Annotated in this window: 15 protein-coding genes; 12 read left to right on the top strand and 3 right to left on the bottom strand. The window is 71.0% G+C overall.

Annotated elements, in window-relative coordinates; genetic code table 11:
• Nucleotides 1–4: 4 nt before the first annotated feature.
• Complete coding sequence (gene hemE / locus IF02_RS0107245) at nt 5–1,075, bottom strand: uroporphyrinogen decarboxylase (RefSeq protein WP_030154547.1); 1,071 nt, start codon at nt 1,073–1,075, stop codon at nt 5–7.
• 91 nt (nt 1,076–1,166) lie between these two features.
• Between hemE and IF02_RS0107240 the strand changes: the two genes are divergently transcribed.
• The 11 genes from IF02_RS0107240 (at nt 1,167) to IF02_RS33030 (ending at nt 15,904) form a co-directional block, all read left to right on the top strand.
• Nucleotides 1,167–1,823 (top strand): DUF3000 domain-containing protein, encoded by a 657-nt coding sequence (locus IF02_RS0107240; protein WP_030154545.1) that lies wholly within the window; start codon nt 1,167–1,169, stop codon nt 1,821–1,823.
• A gap of 304 nt (nt 1,824–2,127) precedes the next feature.
• Complete coding sequence (locus tag IF02_RS0107235) at nt 2,128–2,790, top strand: helix-turn-helix transcriptional regulator (protein ID WP_007267191.1); 663 nt, start codon at nt 2,128–2,130, stop codon at nt 2,788–2,790.
• A gap of 153 nt (nt 2,791–2,943) precedes the next feature.
• Entirely contained in the window at nt 2,944–4,215 is a 1,272-nt protein-coding gene (locus IF02_RS0107230; RefSeq protein WP_030154542.1) for an HRDC domain-containing protein, read from the top strand.
• Nucleotides 4,216–4,422: 207 nt separating this feature from the next.
• Nucleotides 4,423–5,649: a thiolase family protein gene (locus IF02_RS0107225; protein ID WP_030154540.1), complete on the top strand. Its 1,227-nt coding sequence runs from the start codon at nt 4,423–4,425 to the stop codon at nt 5,647–5,649.
• On the top strand, nt 5,646–7,775 hold the full coding sequence (locus IF02_RS0107220) for a 3-hydroxyacyl-CoA dehydrogenase NAD-binding domain-containing protein (RefSeq protein WP_030154539.1): 2,130 nt from the start codon (nt 5,646–5,648) through the stop codon (nt 7,773–7,775). Before IF02_RS0107225 ends, IF02_RS0107220 begins: the two co-directional genes overlap by 4 nt.
• Before the next feature lie 124 nt (nt 7,776–7,899).
• On the top strand, nt 7,900–8,955 hold the full coding sequence (locus IF02_RS0107215) for a hypothetical protein (protein ID WP_037835742.1): 1,056 nt from the start codon (nt 7,900–7,902) through the stop codon (nt 8,953–8,955).
• A gap of 109 nt (nt 8,956–9,064) precedes the next feature.
• Nucleotides 9,065–11,059: an integral membrane protein gene (locus IF02_RS0107210; protein ID WP_030154535.1), complete on the top strand. Its 1,995-nt coding sequence runs from the start codon at nt 9,065–9,067 to the stop codon at nt 11,057–11,059.
• Between the two features lie 97 nt (nt 11,060–11,156).
• A complete protein-coding gene (locus IF02_RS0107205; protein WP_030154533.1) occupies nt 11,157–12,662 on the top strand; it encodes a bifunctional cytidylyltransferase/SDR family oxidoreductase in 1,506 nt (501 codons plus the stop codon).
• A gap of 2 nt (nt 12,663–12,664) precedes the next feature.
• Nucleotides 12,665–13,489, top strand: a complete 825-nt coding sequence (locus tag IF02_RS0107200) for a rhamnogalacturonan acetylesterase (RefSeq protein WP_030154531.1) — start codon at nt 12,665–12,667, stop codon at nt 13,487–13,489.
• Entirely contained in the window at nt 13,486–14,286 is an 801-nt protein-coding gene (locus tag IF02_RS0107195; protein ID WP_030154530.1) for an Ig-like domain-containing protein, read from the top strand. The genes IF02_RS0107200 and IF02_RS0107195 overlap by 4 nt, the downstream gene beginning before the upstream one ends.
• A gap of 16 nt (nt 14,287–14,302) precedes the next feature.
• Nucleotides 14,303–15,904 carry a glycosyltransferase family 2 protein gene (locus tag IF02_RS33030; RefSeq protein ID WP_051695920.1) on the top strand — a complete coding sequence of 534 codons (1,602 nt, stop codon included), beginning with the start codon at nt 14,303–14,305 and terminating at the stop codon, nt 15,902–15,904.
• A gap of 24 nt (nt 15,905–15,928) precedes the next feature.
• Here the strand turns inward: IF02_RS33030 and IF02_RS0107180 are convergent, their stop codons facing one another.
• A complete protein-coding gene (locus IF02_RS0107180; RefSeq protein WP_030154526.1) occupies nt 15,929–16,906 on the bottom strand; it encodes a hypothetical protein in 978 nt (325 codons plus the stop codon).
• A 293-nt stretch (nt 16,907–17,199) separates the two neighbouring features.
• On the opposite strand from IF02_RS0107180, the gene IF02_RS0107175 reads away from it, so the two are divergent.
• Complete coding sequence (locus tag IF02_RS0107175; protein WP_030154524.1) at nt 17,200–18,264, top strand: LCP family protein; 1,065 nt, start codon at nt 17,200–17,202, stop codon at nt 18,262–18,264.
• A 91-nt stretch (nt 18,265–18,355) separates the two neighbouring features.
• On the opposite strand, the gene IF02_RS0107170 is transcribed toward IF02_RS0107175, so the two are convergent.
• A complete protein-coding gene (locus IF02_RS0107170; protein WP_030154522.1) occupies nt 18,356–19,852 on the bottom strand; it encodes an amino acid permease in 1,497 nt (498 codons plus the stop codon).
• Between the last annotated feature and the right edge of the window lie 103 nt (nt 19,853–19,955).

Here is a 19,955-nt window from a genome sequence, read left to right as displayed (position 1 = left end):
GACCCTAGGCCTGGCGGGCCGTCTTCGTGTGGACGTAGTCGACCAGGCGGGTCAGGGCGTCCGGGGGGGTGGTGGGGAGGACGCCGTGGCCCAGGTTGAAGATGTGGCCCTCCAGGCCCGAGGCCGCCGCGAGGACCTCGTCCGTCTTCGTGCGCACGGCCTCCTCGGTGGAGAAGAGGACCGCCGGGTCCAGGTTGCCCTGGAGCGCCTTGCCGGGGCCGACGCGGCGGGCGGCCTCGTCGAGCGCGACGCGGTAGTCGACGCCCACGACGTCCGCGCCGGCCTCGCCCATCAGGCCGAGCAGCTCGCCCGTGCCCACGCCGAAGTGGATGCGCGGGACTCCGTACGAGGCCACGGACTCCAGGACCTTCGCCGACGCCGGCATCACCGAGCGGCGGTAGTCCGCCGGGGCCAGCGCGCCGACCCAGGAGTCGAAGAGCTGCACCGCGGAGGCGCCGGCCTCGATCTGGACCTTGAGGAAGGCGGAGGTGATCTCCGCGAGGCGGTCCAGCAGGTCGGCCCAGAGCTCCGGGTCGCCGTACATCAGGGCCTTGGTGTGCTCGTGGTTCTTCGACGGGCCGCCCTCGACCAGGTAGCTCGCGAGGGTGAAAGGCGCACCCGCGAAACCGATCAACGGCGTGGACCCGAGTTCACCCGTGAGCATGCCGATCGCCTCGGTGACGTACGAGACGTCCTCCGGGGTGAGGTCGCGCAGCTGTGCGAGGTCCTCGCGGCGGCGGATCGGCTGGGCGACGACGGGGCCGATGCCCGGCTTGATGTCCAGGTCGACGCCGATGGCCTTGAGCGGGACCACGATGTCGGAGAAGAAGATCGCCGCGTCGACGTTGTGGCGGCGGACCGGCTGGAGCGTGATCTCCGTGACCAGGTCGGGCCGCATGCACGACTCCAGCATCTGGGTCCCCTCGCGGACCTTGCGGTACTCGGGGAGCGAGCGCCCGGCCTGCCGCATGAACCACACCGGGGTGTGGGGCACCGGCTCCCGCCGGCACGCCTTCAGGAAGGCGGAATCGTACGTCTGACTCGGCTGGCCCGTGGGGCGTTCGTTGGCGCTCACGCGCCAAATCTTCGCACGTATGAAGAAGTGCCCGGCCCGGCGCGGGTGTCCCTGCGCCGCACGGACGCTCGTTCCGCCTAGTCTTCCCCGCATGGCTGCGGCTCAGGGACGATTTTCAGATGGCGCTGACGGTGTGGACAGCGCGAAGGAGAGCTCCGTCCCGCTCCCGTTCCGACACGCGGTCGACGGCCTGAAGAGGGCGCGCCTGCGTCCGGGGATCGAGATCGACCCCACCAGACCGCCCCAGCGCCTGGCCCCGCACGCCTATGCCCTGGAGGCCGCGGTCGTCGACGGCGAGGACGACCTGGCCGACGGCCGGCTCATCCTGCTCCACGATCCGTCCGGGCACGAGGCCTGGCACGGGACCTTCCGCCTGGTGACGCTCGTACGTGCCGAGCTGGAGCCCGAGATGGCCGCCGACCCCCTCCTCCCCGAGGTGTGCTGGTCCTGGCTGACGGGAGCGCTGGAGGCGCGCGGCCTGGCGTACGGGGAGGCGAGCGGGACCGTGACGATGGCGAGCTCGCACTACTTCGGCGGGCTCGCGGAGCGGCGGCCGGCCACCCAGATCGAGATCAGGGCCTCGTGGACGCCGCGCGAGGGCGTCGGCGGGGTCCCGGACACCTCGGCGCACCTGTCGGCGTGGTGCGAGCTGCTCTGCCAGATCGCGGGGCTGCCGCCGGTCGGGCCGACGGACTCGGGGACGGGTGTGGTGTCCCTGCCACAGCGCCGCGGTCCGCACCACCCGTAGCCGTGCCCCCGTACGGCGGCACGCGCGTGATCGCTTTTCGCCGGAGCCGCCGAATGCACGGCGCCCCGTAGAACGGCCGATCGAGCGTCGGCGGCGCGGTGTCGGAACCGGGCACCCGTTGTGGGCTTCTGATCACCCGATGATCGATCGTGCGTCCGAATTGCCCGAATTGTTACTCACCAAATCGTGATCATTCCCTAAAGCCGGGCGGGTGACGTGCCGAAGGAGTCAGTGACCATCCGCACGGTTCGCACCGGCTTCCTTCCCCGAGCCGGCCGTCCCGCCACTCCCCCAGGAGGCCTAGGTGTCCGTTCTTCTCGAGCAGCCCGCAAGCCTGGTCGCCTACCGCCCGAACAAGCCGACGGCCATGGTCGTCGTGGCCGACCCGCGCGTCCGTTCCACCGTGACCCGCCATCTGTGGGCCCTCGGAGTACGTGACGTGATCGAGGCGTCGTCCATCGCGGAGGCCCGCCCCCGCGTCGGCAGCCCGCGCGACATCTGCGTGGCCGACGTACACCTGCCCGACGGTTCCGGTCTCACCCTGCTCTCCGAGACGCGGGCCGCCGGCTGGCCGAACGGCCTGGCCCTGTCCGCCGCCGACGACATCGGCGCCGTGCGCAACGCCCTCGCGGGCGGCGTGAAGGGCTATGTCGTCACCGGCACGCGGACCAACATCGGGCTCCCCACCCGGCCCGGCGCCGCCCCCATCGGTGCCGCCGCCGCCCGTATGCACCGCCGCCCCCCGGGTGCCCCGAGCCACCCGGGCGGCTACCGCGAGCTCTCCGGCCGCGAGGTCGAGGTCCTGCGCCTCGTCGCGGAGGGCCAGTCCAACAAGGCCATCGGCGTCTCGATGGGCCTGTCCGCCCTGACCGTCAAGTCCCACCTCGCCCGGATCGCCCGCAAGCTCGGCACCGGCGACCGCGCCGGTATGGTCGCCGTCGCCCTGCGGACCGGGATCATCCACTGACAACCGCCCGACGGACCCCGGGGAAACCCTCCCCCAGCCACCGCTGGGAGGTGCCCCCAGGGGAAGCCGGGGAAACGCCCGAGCCCGTGCCCCGCGCCCGTCGACGGAACGTTCCGGCGACGGGTGCGCCGTATCCACGGATACCCTTGAGCGGTGACCGACGCCCAAGAGACCGCAGCAGACCTGCGCACCACCACCGGGGGCGGCCCCCCGGACGACGTCGAAAAGGCGCCGATTCCGTTGCTCGAGCCCCGCGAGGGGATCCCTCCGGTGGTGGCCGACGAGGACGCCCTCGCCCGGGTGGTCGCGGCCTTCGCCGCGGGCACAGGACCCGTGGCCGTCGACGCCGAGCGCGCCTCCGGATACCGCTACGGCCAGCGCGCCTATCTGGTGCAGCTGCGCCGCGAGGGCGCAGGATCCGCGCTGATCGACCCAGTCGGCTGCCCCGACCTGTCCGCACTGGGCGAGGCCCTGTCCGGTACCGAGTGGATCCTGCACGCCGCGACCCAGGACCTGCCGTGCCTGCGCGAAATAGGCATGGTGCCCACCTCCCTGTTCGACACCGAGCTGGCCGGCCGCCTGGCCGGCTTCCCCCGGGTCGGGCTGGGCGCGATGGTCGAGAGCGTGCTCGGCTACGCGCTGGAGAAGGGCCACTCCGCCGTCGACTGGTCCACCCGCCCCCTCCCCGAGCCGTGGCTGCGCTACGCCGCGCTCGACGTGGAGCTGCTGGTGGACCTGCGGGACGCGCTGGAGAAGGAGCTGGACCGGCAGGGCAAGCTGGAATGGGCCCGGCAGGAGTTCGACGCCATCGCCGCCGCCCCGCCCGCGCCGCCGCGCAAGGATCCGTGGCGCCGTACGTCCGGCATGCACAAGGTGCGCCGGCGCCGGCAGATGGCCGTCGTACGGGAGCTGTGGGAGTCCCGGGACCGGATCGCCCAGCGGCGTGACGTGTCGCCCGGCAAGGTGCTGGGGGACGCCGCGATCGTCGAGGCCGCCCTCGCGCTGCCGGCGAACGTACACGCGCTGTCGGCCCTGCCCGGGTACGGGCAGCGGATGGGCCGGCGCCAGCTGGAGCAGTGGATGGCGGCCGTGGACCGGGCGAAGGCCCTGCCCGAGAACGAGCTGCCGCAGCCGGGGGCGACCCCGGCCGGTCCGCCGCCGCCGCGCTCCTGGGCGGACAAGGACCCGGCGGCCGCGGCGCGGCTGGCTGCGGCCCGCACCGCCGTCTCGGCGCTCGCGGAGGGGCTGAACCTGCCCCAGGAGAACCTGATCACCCCGGACACGGTCCGCCGGCTGTGCTGGGAGCCGCCGCAGCGGCTGGAGCCGGAGGCGGTGGCGCAGGCCCTCGCGGGCTACGGCGCCCGCCCGTGGCAGATCGAGCAAGTGACGCCCGCGCTGGTGCGGGCACTGGCGGCGACCGCCTGACGCGGCAGCACGTCACGGACACAGAGCCCCCGGCCCTTCGGCCGGGGGCTCTCCGCGTCCCGGAGAGTGTGACGTTCGCCGCTCCTCCCGGAGGGGGTGTGCATGCCAGTTACCGGCAAGTAGCATGGCCGGGTGAGCGGGCGCTCAGCAGCAGATGCCGACCGCCCCCGCGCAGCAGTGCACACCCGCACCTGGAGGAGAGCCAACGTGCCTCGTACCGTCAGGGACGTCGTCTTCGTCGACGGCGTCCGCACCCCGTTCGGCAAGGCGGGCCCGAAGGGCATCTACAACGGGACCCGCGCCGACGACCTCGTCGTGAAGGCGATCCGGGAGCTGCTGCGCCGCAACCCGGACCTGGACCCCAAGAAGATCGACGAGGTCGCCATCGCCGCGACCACGCAGATCGGCGACCAGGGCCTGACGCTGGGCCGCACCGCCGGCATCCTCGCGGGCCTCCCGCAGTCCGTCCCGGGCTACTCCATCGACCGCATGTGCGCCGGCGCGCTGACCGCCGTGACCGCCGTCGCGGGCGGCGTGGCCTTCGGTGCGTACGACGTCGCCCTCGCCGGCGGTGTCGAGCACATGGGCCGCCACCCCATGGGCGAGGGCGTCGACCCGAACCCGCGCTTCGTCTCCGAGAAGCTGGTCGACGAGTCCGCCCTGTTCATGGGCATGACCGCCGAGAACCTGCACGACCGGTACCCGACGATCACCAAGCTCCGCGCCGACGAGTACGCCGTGCGCTCGCAGGAGAAGGCCGCCAAGGCGTACGCCGACGGCAAGATCCAGCAGGACCTGGTCCCGATCTCGGTCCGCAACACCAACGAGGCGGCCGGTGAGACGGGCTGGGGCCTGGTCACCACCGACGAGCCGATGCGCCCGGGCACCACGCTGGAGAACCTGGCCGGCCTGAAGACCCCGTTCCGTACGCACGGCCGGGTCACCGCGGGCAACGCCGCCGGTCTCAACGACGGTGCCACCGCCGCGATCATCGCGTCCGAGGACTTCGCCCGCGAGAACAACCTGCCGGTCAAGATGCGCCTCGTCTCGTACTCCTTCGCGGGTGTCGAGCCGGAGGTCATGGGCTACGGCCCGATCCCGGCCACCGAGAAGGCCCTCGCCCAGGCCGGCCTGTCCATCGAGGACATAGGCCTGTTCGAGATCAACGAGGCGTTCGCCGTCCAGGTCCTCGCCTTCCTGGAGCACTACGGCATCGCCGACGACGACGCCCGCGTCAACCAGTACGGCGGCGCGATCGCGTTCGGCCACCCGCTGGCCTCCTCCGGCGTCCGTCTGATGACGCAGCTGGCCCGCCAGTTCGAGGAGCAGCCGCACGTCCGCTACGGCCTGACCACCATGTGCGTCGGCTTCGGCATGGGCGCCACGGTCATCTGGGAGAACCCGAACTTCAACGCCGAGGGAGACTCCAAGTGAGCACCACCGCTGAGCTCCTGAAGGGCGCGGCCGAGCTGTTCCCGGACGAGGTCGTCACGTCCGCGCACGTCCGCCACCTGGACCTGCCGTTCGGCGCCGGGCGCTTCGCGCTCGTCACGCTGGACAACGGCTTCGACCACACCAAGCCGACCACCTTCGGCCCGCAGTCCCTCGCCAACCTGAACGCGGCGATCGACCAGGTCGAGCAGGAGGCCCTCGCGGGCTCCATCGTCGGCGCGGGCATCACCGGCAAGCCGTTCATCTTCGCGGTCGGCGCCGACCTCAAGGGTGTCGAGCTGCTGAAGCAGCACGACGAGGCGCTCGCCATCGGCAAGGGCGGCCACGACGTGTTCAAGCGCCTGTCGGCGCTGGCCGTCCCCACCTTCGCGTACTACAACGGCGCGGCGATGGGCGGCGGTGTCGAGGTCGGTCTGCACTGCACCTACCGCACCGTCTCGAAGGCCATCCCGGCCTTCTCGCTCCCCGAGGTCTTCCTCGGCCTGGTTCCGGGCTGGGGCGGCTGCGCCCTGCTGCCGAACCTGATCGGCGCGGAGCGCGCGGTCTCGGTGATCATCGAGAACTCGCTCAACCAGAACAAGCAGCTGCGCGGCAAGCAGGTCTTCGAGCTCGGCATCGCCGACGCGATCTTCGAGGGCGCCGACTTCCTGGAGCAGTCCCTCCTGTGGACCGCGAAGGTCCTGAAGGGCGAGACCGAGGTCGTACGCGCCGAGGTCGACCGCGGCGAGGCCTGGGACGCGGCCGTCGCCAAGGGCCGCTTCATCGCGGACTCCAAGGTGCACGGCGCCGCTCCGGCCGCCTACCGCGCGCTGGACATCATCGCCGCGGCCAAGGACGGGGACCTCCAGGCCGGCTTCGACGCCGAGGACGCGGCCCTGGCCGACCTCATCATGGGCGGCGAGCTGCGCTCGGGCATCTACGCCTTCAACCTGGTCCAGAAGCGCGCCAAGCGCCCGGCCGGTGCCCCGGACAAGTCGCTGGCCCGTCCGGTCACCAAGGTCGGCGTCGTCGGCGCGGGCCTGATGGCCTCGCAGCTGGCGCTGCTCTTCCTGCGCCGCCTGGAGGTGCCGGTGGTCCTCACCGACATCGACCAGGAGCGCGTGGACAAGGGCGTGGGCTACGTCCACGCCGAGATCCAGAAGCTGCTCGGCAAGGGCCGCATCAACCAGGACAAGGCCAACCGCCTGACCGCCCTGGTGACCGGTGTGCTCGACAAGGCCGAGGGCTTCGCGGACGCGGACTTCATCATCGAGGCCGTGTTCGAGGAGATGTCCGTCAAGCAGAAGGTGTTCGCGGAGGTCGAGGCGGTCGCCCCGGCGCACGCGATCCTCGCCACCAACACCTCTTCGCTGTCGGTGTCGGAGATGGCCTCGAAGCTCCGGCACCCGGAGCGCGTGGTCGGCTTCCACTTCTTCAACCCGGTCGCGATCCTCCCGCTGCTGGAGATCGTCCGCGGTGAGCAGACCGACGACGCCTCGCTGGCCACGGCCTTCGGTGTCGCCAAGAAGCTGAAGAAGACCGCGGTCCTCACCAAGGACGCCCCGGCGTTCGTCGTGAACCGCATCCTGACCCGCTTCATGGGCGAGATCCAGAACGTCATCGACGAGGGCACCCCGGTCGTCACGGCGGAGAAGGCCATCGAGCCGCTCGGCCTGCCGATGTCCCCGCTGGTGCTGCTGGAGCTCGTGGGCCCGGCGATCGGTCTGCACGTCTCCGAGACCCTGAACCGCGCCTTCCCGGAGCGCTTCACCGTCTCCCCGAACCTGGCGGCCGTGGTCAAGGCCGGCAAGCGCGGCTTCTACGTCTACGATTCCGGCAAGCCGGAGCTGGACCCCGAGGTCGCCGCGCTCCTGGTCCAGGGCGATGTCGTCCTGACCGAGGAGCAGGTCCGCGACCGCGTCCTGGACGCGGTGGCGCAGGAGATCGGCCTGATGCTGGAGGAGGGTGTCGTGGCCGAGGCCCAGGACATCGACCTCTGCCTCATCACGGGCGCCGGCTGGCCCTTCCACCTGGGCGGCGTCACGCCGTACCTGGACCGCGAGGGTGTCTCGGAGCGCGTGAACGGCAAGAAGTTCCTCGCCCCGGGCCTGGCGAGCGTCCCGGTCTGAGACCGCTGCGCCTGAACGCCCCGGACGCCCGTTCCCCTCGCGGGGGCGGGCGTCCGCCGTTCAAGGCGGACCAGGACGGGGCCCGGCGCGGAACCCTCCGGTCCGGGCTGGCAGAATGCGGTCCATGGCGGATGGCACGACACATTTCAGCCGCCGGAACCTGCTCTTCGCGGGCGGTGCGGTGGCCGCCGGCCTCACGGCGGGCGGTCTGTCCTGGGCGCTGCGCACCGGGGCCGACGAGCAGGGCGAAGCGGGCCCGGTCGCCGCCGGCCCGATGGCCGGCGCGTTCGACATGCGGACCGGTGCGCAACTGCTCGCTCCGACTCCGCTGTTCAATACGACGGGCCCCCAGTCGTTCGCGTTCGACGATACGAACGGGCAGGTCTACGTACTCCAGACCGTCGAGAGCGGTATCAGGCTCGACGATGAGGAGGACCCGGTCGGCTCGGGCGATCGGAAGACCTCCGGCGATATGTGCCTGACCCGGCTGAGCAGTTCGGGGAAAACGCTCGGGCATATGTATCTGCGCGGCTTCGGCCACGGAATTTCCTGCGGTGTCGAGCCGACGGGCCAGAATACGTACATATGGGTGGAGGGCCGCGCCGACACCGAGAGCGGCTACGGCCGCACCGTGGTCCGGGTCCCGTTCAAGGACGGTTCGGTCCTCGACAGTTCGGACGACTCCGTCCGCCATTTCGACCCGGTTCCCGGATCCACCGACGTCTCCCCCGCGCTCGACCTGCCCGGCGAGCGGGTGCTGGTGAGCCACGAGGAGGACGGCGTGCACCGGTTCTCGGTGTACGGGATGGCGGATTTCCTGGCCGGGCGCTTCACCGCCGCCCAGGTCCTCAAGGCCGGGGTGCAGGTCAAGCAGGAGGAGTGGTTCCAGGGCTGCGCGCTGTACGGGGACCACGTCTACGTGCTGACCGGCGGCCCGTACACCGGCAAGGGCGGGGACAATCCGCGGAAGTCCGGCGGAAATACATATGTCTCCGCAATTGACGTACGCACGGGGAAGGCGCAAGGCCGTCATCACGTGACCGTGGCACCGGATCTGGCGTACCGGGAGCCGGAGGGAATCGCGGTCGCCACGGCCGGCGGACGGCCGGCATTGTGCATCGGATTTTCCGTGAAGACGCAGGACCGGCGTGAGCTGGCGTTGTACCGCTTCACGGCCTGATGGCATTGACCTTCGGTTAACCCTGCGTTCTAGGGCCGTCCATATTGCTGCTTATACTACTGCGACACTTCACAGGATCCTTATACCTCCATGGGGGAGGAACCGCACCATGGGCTCCAAGCGGCTGCGCGCCGTGCTCGGCGTTCTGATCACCACTGGGCTCATCCTCAGCTTCGTCGGGATGCTGGTCGCCGTCGCGTTCGTCTCCCTCCCCCTGTTCGCCGGCTGCGCCGCGCTCAGCTACGTGGCCGACCTGATGCTCCACAACACCGAGTCGCCGACGCTGGAGAAGCTGCGCGACTCGCGCTTCGGCCTGACGATGCGCTTCCTCATCCGGCAGTTCCTGCTGCTCGGCCTGTGCGGGGCCATCGCCGACATCGAGTCGTTCGTGGCGCAGATGACCACCATCGGCCTGCTCCTGCTGTTCATCCTGCAGCTCGCCTACGGCGCGCTCCTCAAGCACGTCCGCAAGATGCGCAACGAACTGCCGTTCACCACGCGCGGACTGGACCTGGAGGCGCTCGGCATCCGCCGCATGCCGCACCCGTTCCTGATGAACAAGCACGTCCGCAAGACACTGCACCTGGACATCCCGCTGGTGGCCGGCGCCCTCGCCACCATCTCCACGGACGACTGGCGCTTCGTCACGTACGGCATGATCATCACCGTCTTCCTCGCCTACTTCTCGCTGCTGGTGCTGGTGCCCGACGCGCGCAACGCGCTCAAGCTCCCCACCACCGACGAGGCCATCGAGGAGCTCAACCACCAGCTGGCCGAATACCGACCCCAGGTGGCGCTCTACTTCACCTTCGCGGCCGTCTCCAAAGACTTCATGTACCAGGTGAACATGTGGCTGGAGTCGCTGGAGGCACTGGAGCTGCGGCCCATCATCGTGCTGCGCGAGCGGGCCACCCTGCGCTACCTGGACGCGACCTCGGTCCCCGTCATCTGCATCCCGAAAGCGGACAATCTAGCCCGTATCGAGATGAACGAACTCCGGGTCGCCCTCTACCCCGGCAACGCGGGCAAGAACGTCCACATGCTCCAGCGCGCCGAGGTCAAGCACGTCTTCATCGGCCACGGCGACAGCGACAAGCTCGCGAGCAGCAACCGGGTCAGCAAGGTCTTCGACGAGATCTGGGTGGCCGGCCGGGCCGGCCGCGACCGCTACGAGCGCATCAAGCACGCCGTCTCGCACCACCAGATCGTCGAGGTCGGCCGCCCCCAGCTGATGCCCCTGCACCGCTGGACCGGCAAGGTCGCCGCCCCCGTCCCGACCGTCATCTACGCCCCCACCTGGGAGGGCTGGACCGACGACGCCTGCTACACCTCGGTCATCCCGGCCGGCGAGAAGCTGATCAAGGCGCTGCTCGACTACGAGCGCGACATCCGCATCATCTACAAGCCGCACCCGCTGACCGGTTCGCGCTCCGCCGAGGCCGCCGCCGCGCACCGCCGCGTGATCGCCCTCCTCGAAGAGGACAACGCCCGGCGCTTCGGCCGCAACCTCACCGACTCCAAGGCCGCCGCCAAGAAGCTCGCCCGGATCGACCAGCGCATCGCCGACCTCTCCGAGCGCGGCGTCCGCTCCAAGTACCCGGACCTCACCGAGGAGGAGCGGACCGCGCGCATCCGGCGCAGCCGCAACCAGGCGGGGGCCCTGTACTGGAACGCCGTCCCCGACGCCGCGCACCACGTGGTGACCGAGCGGATCCCGGCCCTGTACGACTGCTTCAACCAGTCCGACCTGCTCATCGGCGACATGTCCAGCGTGGTCTCCGACTTCGTCGCGACCCTGAAGCCGTACGCCATCTTCAACCTCGACGGCCTGCCCGACGACCAGTTCCGCAACGAGCAGCGGACGGCGTACGCCTCCTACCTGCTCGACGGCGACTGCAACGGCCTGGCCGAGGCCATCGAGGCGACGCTGAACCCGCGCGAGGACGTCATGGCGCCCTACCGCGAACAGCTGAAGGAATACCTCCTGGGCGAGGAGTACCCGCCCTCGATCGTCCGCTTCAACGCGGCCGCCAACAACCTCTACCGGCGGGGGCTGCGCGACTTCCCCATCGAATACCCGGAGCAGGTCCCCTACCCCGTGTAGGCGGACCTTCCCCGGGCATCCGAGTCGCACCGCCCGTCCACCGACCGCCACCCCGCACCACCGCCGTGCCGCACCCCTCACTCAGGAAGAAGGAGCCTTGTCCTCCAGACCTGTCCCCCACCGCACCGTCGCCGTCGTCCTCGCGGGTGGCACCGGCCAGCGCATCGGGCTCGAGATACCGAAGCAGCTGCTCAAGATCGCCGGAAAGCCGATCCTGGAGCACACGCTCCACGTCTTCGAGAACGCGCCGGACGTCGACGAGGTGATCCTCCTCATGACGCCCGCGTACGTGGAGGACGCCCGCCGCATCGTGGAGCGGGCCAAGCTGGGCAAGGTCACCCAGGTCCTGGCGGGCGGCTCGACCCGCAGCGAGACCACCCGGATCGCCATCGACGCCGCGGCCGCCGGGCTCGGCGAGGGCGAGGACTGCAACCTCCTGTTCCACGACGCGGTCCGCCCGCTGCTCTCGCAGCGCGTGGTGCGCGAATGCGTCGAGTCCCTGGAGCGCTACCAGGCCGTCGACGTCGCCATCCCGTCCTCCGACACCGTCATCGTCACCCGTACCCACGGCAACGACGGCGAGTTCATCACCGAGGTCCCCGACCGCTCCCGGCTGCGCCGCGGCCAGACCCCGCAGGGCTTCCGGCTCTCCACGATCCGCGCCGCGTACGAGCGGGCGGCGGCGGACCCCTTCTTCCAGACCACCGACGACTGCTCCGTCGTCGTCAAGTACCTGCCCCACGTCCCGGTCCACATCGTCACCGGCGACGACTACAACATGAAGGTCACCCAGCCCGTCGACGTCTTCATCGCCGACAAGCTGTTCCAGCTCGCCTCCCACGCCGCGCCCGCCCAGGCCGGCGAGGCCGCGTACCGCGAGCAGCTGGCCGGCAAGACGATGGTGGTCTTCGGCGGCTCGTACGGCATCGGCGCCGACATCTCCCGCATCGCCGAGGGCTTCGGCGCCCGCGTCTTCGCCCTGGGCCGCTCCACCACCGGCACGCACGTGGAGAACCTCGACCACGTCGAGGCGGCCCTGGCGGGCGCCTACGCCGAGACCGGCCGCATCGACTACGTCGTCAACACCGCGGGCGTGCTGCGCGTCGGCCGCCTCGACGAGACCGACAACGAGACGATCCGCGAAGCGCTCGACGTCAACTACCTGGCCCCCGTCAACATCGCCCGCACCTCGTACAAGTACCTCAGCGAGACCCAGGGCCAGCTGCTCCTCTTCACCTCCAGCAGCTACACCCGCGGCCGCGCCGAGTACAGCCTGTACTCCTCGACCAAGGCCGCCATGGTCAACCTGACCCAGGCGCTGGCCGACGAGTGGGCCGAGGACGGCATCCGCGTCAACTGCGTGAACCCGGAGCGCACGGCGACCCCGATGCGCACCAAGGCGTTCGGCCAGGAGCCCTCGGGATCGCTGCTCACGTCCGAGTCGGTCGCCCTGACCTCCCTGGACGTACTGGTCTCCGAGATGACCGGCCACGTCATCGACGTACGCAAGCAGGACCCGACCACGACACCGGCGCAGCGCTCCGGCTTCGAGGCGGCGCTGGCGTCCGTGCTCATCCAGACCACGGAGGACCAGGGGGTCTAGGCGTGACGTACGCACCCGGAGCGCAGCAGTCGCCGGCGCCGCGAAGGATCTTCGTGGCCGGCGACTCCGTGGCGGTCACCCGGCCGTACAGCTACCTGCCGATGGCGGGCTGGGCCCAGGCCCTGCCCCTCTTCCTCACCGATGCGGTCGAGGTCGTCAACTGTGCCCGCGCCCGCGCGAGCTCGAAGAGCTTCCGCGAGCGGGGGCGGCTCCAGTGGATCCTCGACCACCTGGAGCCGGACGACCTCCTGCTGTTCGGCTTCGGCCAGATCGACTGGAAGACCGACCCCGGCCTGCACACCAAGCCGTTCTCCACGTTCCAGGAGCACATGGCCGCGTACGTCCACGGCGCGCGCGAGCGCCGTGCCCACCCGGTGATCGTGCTGCCGTACGAGCGGCGCCGCATGGACGCGCACGGCAACGTCGCCCGCTTCCTGGGCGACTACCCGCTCGCGGCCCGGCAGCTGGCCGAGGACGAGCACGTGCCCGTCGTCGACCTGTACGGCCAGAGCCTGCAGTGGTGGGAGGAGCTCGGGCCGGAGTCGTCCAAGCTCGTCTTCACCCATCTTCGGCCCGGTGAGCCGCTGCTGGAGAAGGTCCAGGACGCGGACAACGTGCACCTGCGCGCGGAGGGCGCGATCGAGTGCGCCCGGTTCGTCGCCCGCAGCCTCGCCGAGCAGGGCGTCGTCCCCTACCCGTGGGTCCGCGACCTCGACCGCCGCCGGTTCTCGTACGACGAGATGGGCTGGCTGGACGAGGAGACGTTCTCGCACCGTACGAAGTCCCGGGTGTCCGAGCCCGCGGCACGCAAGGAGTCCAGCGCGTGAACCTCCTCCTCCGCGGACAGGCCGTCGGCGACACCCCGTCACTGGGCACCGTGTACGCGGCCCTGTACACCTCGGCCGACCCGCGACGGGGCGTGTCCCCGGGCGGGACCGTCCAGTTCGGCCTGTCCGTGGCACCCGACCAGGGCGCCTCGCGCGGCTGCGCGTACCTGCCGGAGGAACCGCTGACCGCCGTCGGCGAGATCGTCGGCGTACAGGGGCTGGAGTACTTCCCCCGCCAGCGCTGGTTCCGGGCCCGCGCGGACGCCGGGGAGCAGACCACGGGGGTGCTGCACCTGCGCGTCGACGACTCGGCCACGGCGCGCAGCATCCGGCCGCGGATGATCGTGGGCATCCCGGACGCCTCGGGCCGCAAGCTCGTGCGTACGGGCAAACTCGCCACCGAGCCCCTGCCCCTGCGGCCGGCCACCGCCCGCGGGCTGCGGCTCGTGACCGAGGCGGGAGCGCCGGGCACGGTCAACGTGCTCTCTGCGGCCCCGGCGGGCAGCACCGCCGTCTCCGTGACACAGCCGCGGGGAGGCAGGGCGCAGCTCTCGCCGGACGGCTGGGTCACGTACGCGCCCGCCCCCGGTTTCACCGGCTACGACCGGTTCGAGTACACGGTGGGCACCGCCGCGGCCGGGCAGCTGACCTCGCACGTGAACGTCTTCGTGGGCTCCTTGGAGCACATCCCGGGCGCCTTCCCGCTCCATCCGGCGGACAGCACCCCGCGCCCTTGGCAATGGCCCGAACTCACCGGGGAGATGCCGTGGCCCCGCCGCGCCGCTCCGCAGAACTGACGAGGATCCCCCCATCATGAACACCGCCGTCGTCGGAGCCACCGACGTCAAGGACGTGACGGTCGCCGTCCGGGTCCGCAACCAGGCCGCCGCGCTCGACGCCTGCCTGGCCTCCGTCCTCGTACAGTCCCTCGGCACGGACCGGCTGGAGGTCATCGGCGTCGACGACGGATCGACGGACGAGAGCGGGTCCGTCCTGGCGCGGGCGGCCCACCAATACCCCGCATTCGTACGCGCGGGGCAGGTCTCGCCGGGGCTGAGCGCGGCCGGGGCCCGCAACTGGGCGCTGAGCCAGGTGCGCGGACGCTACGTCATCTTCCTGGACGCCACCGACCGGCTGGCGCCCGACGCCCTGGAGCGGATGGTCGCGGCGGCCGACGCGTACGAGGCCGACGTCGTACTGGGCAAGCTGGAGAGCTCCGGCCGGCACACGGTCGAGACCTCGATGTTCCGCAAGAACCAGGCCTACACCGATCTGTACGCCACGCGCGCGTACTGGTCGCTGACCCCGGACAAGCTGTTCCGCACCAGCCTGCTGCAGCGCCGCGGGCTGGCCTTCCCCACCGACATGCTGATCGGCGACGACCAGGCGTTCACGGCCCGCGCCCTCATCGGGGCGGACAACGTCTCGGTCGTCGGCGACGCACCCTGTGTGGTCAAGGGCCCCTCGCCGGCGACGCGGGCGACGCTGCCGGACCGGGTCGCCCTGGCTTCGCGGATGCTGGCGCTGGTCGCCTCGCAGCTGCCCGAGGGGCCGCGCCGGGACAGGCTCCAGTCGCGGCACCTGGAGGTGGAGCTCGGGAAGGCGACCGCGGCCGCGCTGCTGTCCGCCACCGACGCGGCGGAGCGGGACCAGGCGCTGTGGGCCGCGGCCGAGGTGCTGCGCACCCAGGCCTCCCCGGGCGCGCTGGCGCTGCTGCCGCGCATGGTGGCCGTACGTTTCGCCCTGCTGGCGCAGGGCCGGTTCGCCGAGGCGCAGCGGATGGCCGCCTTCGAGGCGGACAAGGACCGGCCGGCGGTGCGCAAGACGGTGGAGGAGGGGCGGGTGTTCACGACGCTGCCGTTCTTCCGCGACCCGCAGGTCGCCCTGCCCGACGAGCTGTTCGACATCACCGATGACATGACGGTCACCCACCAGTTGGAGAAGGCGCACTGGGACGGGCCGATGCTGCTGCTGGAGGGCTTCGCGTTCTTCGAGCAGCTGTCGACGAAGGACCGCGCCACCCGGGTCGTGCTGCGCGAGCGGACGAGCGGCGCGCAGGAGAGCTGCTCCGTCACGGCTCGCAGGGACGACGCGCTGACCAACGCCAAGGGCAGGCCGAGGGCGATGGGCCGGTTCTCCTGCCGGGTCAACCTGGGCCAGACGTCGAGCGGCTGGCCGCTCCCGCCGGGCACCTGGGACCTCCACCTCGCGGTCGGATTCGAGGGCGTGACCCAGGAGGTGCGGCTCGGGCCGAAGCGCTCCGCCGATCTGGACACGACCGCCCGGATGCCGGTGCCGATCGGGGCGGCGCCGGATGCGCAGGGCATGGAGCTGGCGGCCACCCCGTACTACACGGAGTCCGGCGGTCTCAGCATCGAGGTGTCCCGGCGGACTCCGCTGCCGCGGCAGGCCTGAGGCCGGCGCTGGGGGCGCCCGGCCTCAGGCGGCCTCCCAGGGGCCGAAGACCAGCCCCTGCTGGGTGGTGTCCTGGCGGGTGCAGATCAGTGCGCCGTCCGCGTCGAAGGCGGCCACGACGATGCGGCCCGCCGCGTCCACCGCCACCTGGGGGGCGTACGCCCCATGGCCGCCGAGGGAGGCCCACCAGGTGCCGTAGCCCTCGTTCTCGGTGACGTAGGCGGTGAGTTCGATGTCGCCCTCCGCACCGGTCTGCGCGAGCACCGTGCAGTCGTAGCCGCCGATGACGGACCGGACCACGCCCGGCGCGCCCTTCCCGCCGGCGCCGCCGAGGCCCATCAGGCCGCCGGGCGCGCCCTGGTGTCCGGCCCGCCAGGCGACCAGCGAACCGTCTCCCGGGTAGCGCCAGAAGTACGTCACCCTGCGCGGGCCCGTCTCGCACAGCACCGGGGTGCCGGGGACGACCGGCGTGGGGATGCGGTCGGCGAGCTGGAAGCGGCCCTGGCCCACACCGACCCAGCGGTCGGCTCCGGCCGGGCCGAGGGCGAGCAGTTCGAGCGGCCCGCCCGCCGACATGAGCGGGGCCACGTCACCCCCGTACGGCTCCGGGGCCACCTGCTTCCAACCGCCCCACGCGCCCTCGGCGTTGCGGCTGCGGCGCAGGACGCCGCCGTGGCGCATCGAGACGAGGACGTGCGTGGAGCCGGAGCGCTGGTTGACGGCGATGCGCGGCGGGCCGGCGAGCCGGTCGCCGGTGGGGCCGCCGCGCAGCCCGGGGGCGCCGAGGCTGTGCCAGTCGGTCAGGGGGCGGCCCGGCTGGAACTGGGTGGCGACGATGATTTCCGGCCGCCCCGAGCCGTCTTGCGCGGCCCGCAGGCCGACGAAGTGCACGTACCCCTCGCGGCTCTGCGCCATCGCGGCGGCGCCCGTCCAGCCCTCGACCTCGAAGGCATCCGGGCCGGTCCAGCCGGTGTGGGGCGCCGCGGCCTCGGTCCAGCGCACCAGGCCGTGCGGGGTGCATGCGTAGGCCGTCAGACGGCCGTCGCCCCCTTTGAACAGCCAGTTTCCGGCCGGTGGCGAGGACCGGCGGGGAGCCGGTCCGCCCGGGGGTGCGTCCTGCGCCGCGCGGACGGAACTGGCGCCCCGGATTCCGCTTTTGCCTCGGACCACGCCGCTCTTCACCCTTCTGCCGAGAATGTCCTGCTCAAGCGGCCGCGCTCTTCACCGGAAAGAACCAGCCACTCGAAAGTGTGTCTTATGATGCACCCCATCGATAATAGAAGGGCCCTGCCTCCATGACCGACCTGCCCTCTGCCAGCTCTCCTTCCTCCCGGCGCAGGCGGCGGCGCGGCGGCAGGCGCGCCCTGCGGATCGTGCTGCTGACGGTGGCCCTGCTCATCCTCGCTGCCGCCGGCGGCGGCTGGTGGGCGTACAGCCACCTCAACGGCAACATCGACAGTGTCGACCTCGACCAGGCCATCGGTGACAACCGCCCGAAGAAGGTCGTCGCGGGCGCACAGAACGTCCTCGTCCTCGGCTCCGACTCGCGCGCCGGGGCCAACGGGGACCTCGACCACGGCGACGTGAGCGGCGCCCGCTCGGACACCGCCATGCTGGTGCACATACCCGAGGGCCGGTCCAAGGCCACCGCGGTGAGCATCCCGCGCGACACCCTGATCAGCCGGCCCGAATGCAAGGACGCCGACGGCAAGACCGTCAAGGCGGCGAACCGGGTCATGTTCAACTCGGTCTACTCGCTCGCCGGTCCGGCCTGCGTGGTCAAGACCGTGGAGCAGATGTCCGGGATCCGCGTGGACCACTTCGTCGAGGTCGACTTCGCCGGGTTCAAGGGCCTGGTGGACGCCCTCGGCGGGGTCACCGTCACCCTGGACAAGCCGATGAGCGGGGCCAAGGGCGGGCTCAAGCTCGACGCGGGCACGCACCGGCTGAACGGCGCCGACTCGCTCAAGTTCGTCCGTACCCGCTACGGCTACGGGGACGGCAGCGACCTCGGACGCATAGGCCTCCAGCAGCAGTTCATGATGGCGATGCTCTCGGAGATCAAGAAGCAGGACGCGCTCGGCAACCCGGCCCGGCTCTACAAGCTGGCCGATGCCGGCACCAAGTCGCTGACCACCGACTCCGACCTGGCCTCCCTCACCTCCCTGGCCGACTTCGCCCAGAGCATGAAGGGCGTCGACCCGGACACCATGGAGACGATCATGCTCCCGGTCGCCTACGACAAGGTGGACCCGAACCGCGTGGTCGTGGCGGAACCGCAGGCGGGCCTGTTGTGGGAGGCCCTGCGCGCCGACCAGAAGATCCCGGCCGAGGCCAAGAACTCCCCCGCCAAGGGCTGACACCGCGCTTCACGGGCAAGCGGGCCGTACGGGAACCTCCCGTACGGCCCGCTTCTTCGTGGCTCAGCCCATCGGGGCCGCCGGAGCGGAACTAGTACTCCGCGTCCTGGCCCGCCTTGCCGAGGCGGCTGTGCGAGCGTCCGTAGGCGAAGTAGACGACGATGCCGATCGCCATCCAGACGGCGAAACGGATCCAGGTCTCGGCCGGCAGGTTGAGCATCAGCCAGAGCGAGGCCGCGATCGACACGATCGGGATCACCGGCACCCAGGGGGTGCGGAACGCCCGGTGCAGGTCGGGGCGGGTCTTGCGCAGGATGATCACGCCGAGGGCGACGAGCACGAAGGCGAACAGGGTGCCGATGTTCACCAGTTCCGCGAGCTTCTCCAGGCTGGTGAAGCCCGCGACGATGGCGATGATCCCGCCGAGCAGGACGGTCGCCCGGTAGGGGGTTCGGTACTTGGGGTGGGTGACGGAGAAGACGCGCGGCAGCAGTCCGTCACGGCTCATCGCGAAGAACACGCGCGTCTGGCCCAGCAGCAGGATCATGCACACGGTGATCAGCCCGACCGCCGCCCCGAGACTGATGGCACCGGAGAAGAAGGGCTGGTTCACCGACTTGAAGGCTTCGGCCAGCGGCGCCGTGGGTGACATCTCCGAGTACTTCTGCATGCCGGTGACCACCAGCGTCACGGCGACGTAGAGCACGGTGCAGATCAGCAGCGAGCCGAGGATGCCGCGCGGCATGTCCCGCTGCGGGTTCTTGGTCTCCTCGGCGGCGGTGGCCACGACGTCGAAGCCGATGAACGCGAAGAAGATGAGGGAGGCCGCGGTGAAGATGCCCATGACGCCGAAGTTGGTGGGCGCGTACCCGAACATCAGCTGGACCAGTGGCGCGTGCAGGCCGTTGCCCGCCTCCTGCGGCTGGGCCGGAGGGATGAACGGCGAGTAGTTGTCGGCCTTGATGAAGAACAGGCCCGCGACGATGACCAGCAGCACCACGAAGACCTTGATGGCGACCACGATCGCGGTGATCCGCGCCGAGAGCTTCGTCCCCACGACGAGGATCGCGGTCAGCACCAGGATCAGCAGGAAGGCCAGCAGGTCGAAGGTTCCTCCCGCGTCGGGCCCGGCCAATGCCTTGGGCAGGTCCCAGCCGAGGTTGGTGTGCATGAGGTGGCGCACGTACCCCGACCAGCCGACCGCCACGACGGCGGTGCCGAGCGCGAACTCCAGCACCAGGTCCCAGCCGATGATCCAGGCGGGCAGCTCACCGATCGAGGCGTACGAGAACGTGTACGCCGATCCGGCCACCGGCACGGTGGACGCGAACTCGGCGTAGCAGAGGGCCGCGAGGGCGCAGACGATGCCCGCCGCGACGAAGGCCAGGGAGGTGGCGGGTCCGGCGTTGTTCCGGGCCGCGATGCCCGTGAGGACGAAGATGCCGGTGCCGATGATGACACCGACACCGAAGACCGTCAGGTCCCAGGCGGAGAGCGACTTGCGGAGCGCGTGTTCCGGCTCCTCCGTGTCGCGGATGGACTGCTCGACCGTCTTGGTGCGGAAGACGCTGTTCAGGTCCTTGCTCACCGACGCACCTCCGACAGGTGACGACGCACACGAACGGGCCGGGAGGCCCACCCTTCAAGGGTGATCTCCCGGCCCGTGACGTGCAACCGCGCGTTTTGGCCGA

It is taken from the genome of Streptomyces sp. NRRL S-244, from assembly GCF_000717915.1.
Taxonomy (GTDB): domain Bacteria; phylum Actinomycetota; class Actinomycetes; order Streptomycetales; family Streptomycetaceae; genus Streptomyces.
Note: the sequence above shows the minus strand (reverse complement) of the source record. Positions and strands in the feature narration are given on the sequence as shown.

Coding starts and splice junctions, on each gene's coding strand:
- IF02_RS33030 (WP_051695920.1), top strand. CDS start 14,303: ATGAACACCGCCGTCGTCGGAGCCACCGACGTCAAGGACGTGACGGTC.
- IF02_RS0107175 (WP_030154524.1), top strand. CDS start 17,200: ATGACCGACCTGCCCTCTGCCAGCTCTCCTTCCTCCCGGCGCAGGCGG.
- IF02_RS0107210 (WP_030154535.1), top strand. CDS start 9,065: ATGGGCTCCAAGCGGCTGCGCGCCGTGCTCGGCGTTCTGATCACCACT.
- IF02_RS0107215 (WP_037835742.1), top strand. CDS start 7,900: ATGGCGGATGGCACGACACATTTCAGCCGCCGGAACCTGCTCTTCGCG.
- IF02_RS0107240 (WP_030154545.1), top strand. CDS start 1,167: ATGGCTGCGGCTCAGGGACGATTTTCAGATGGCGCTGACGGTGTGGAC.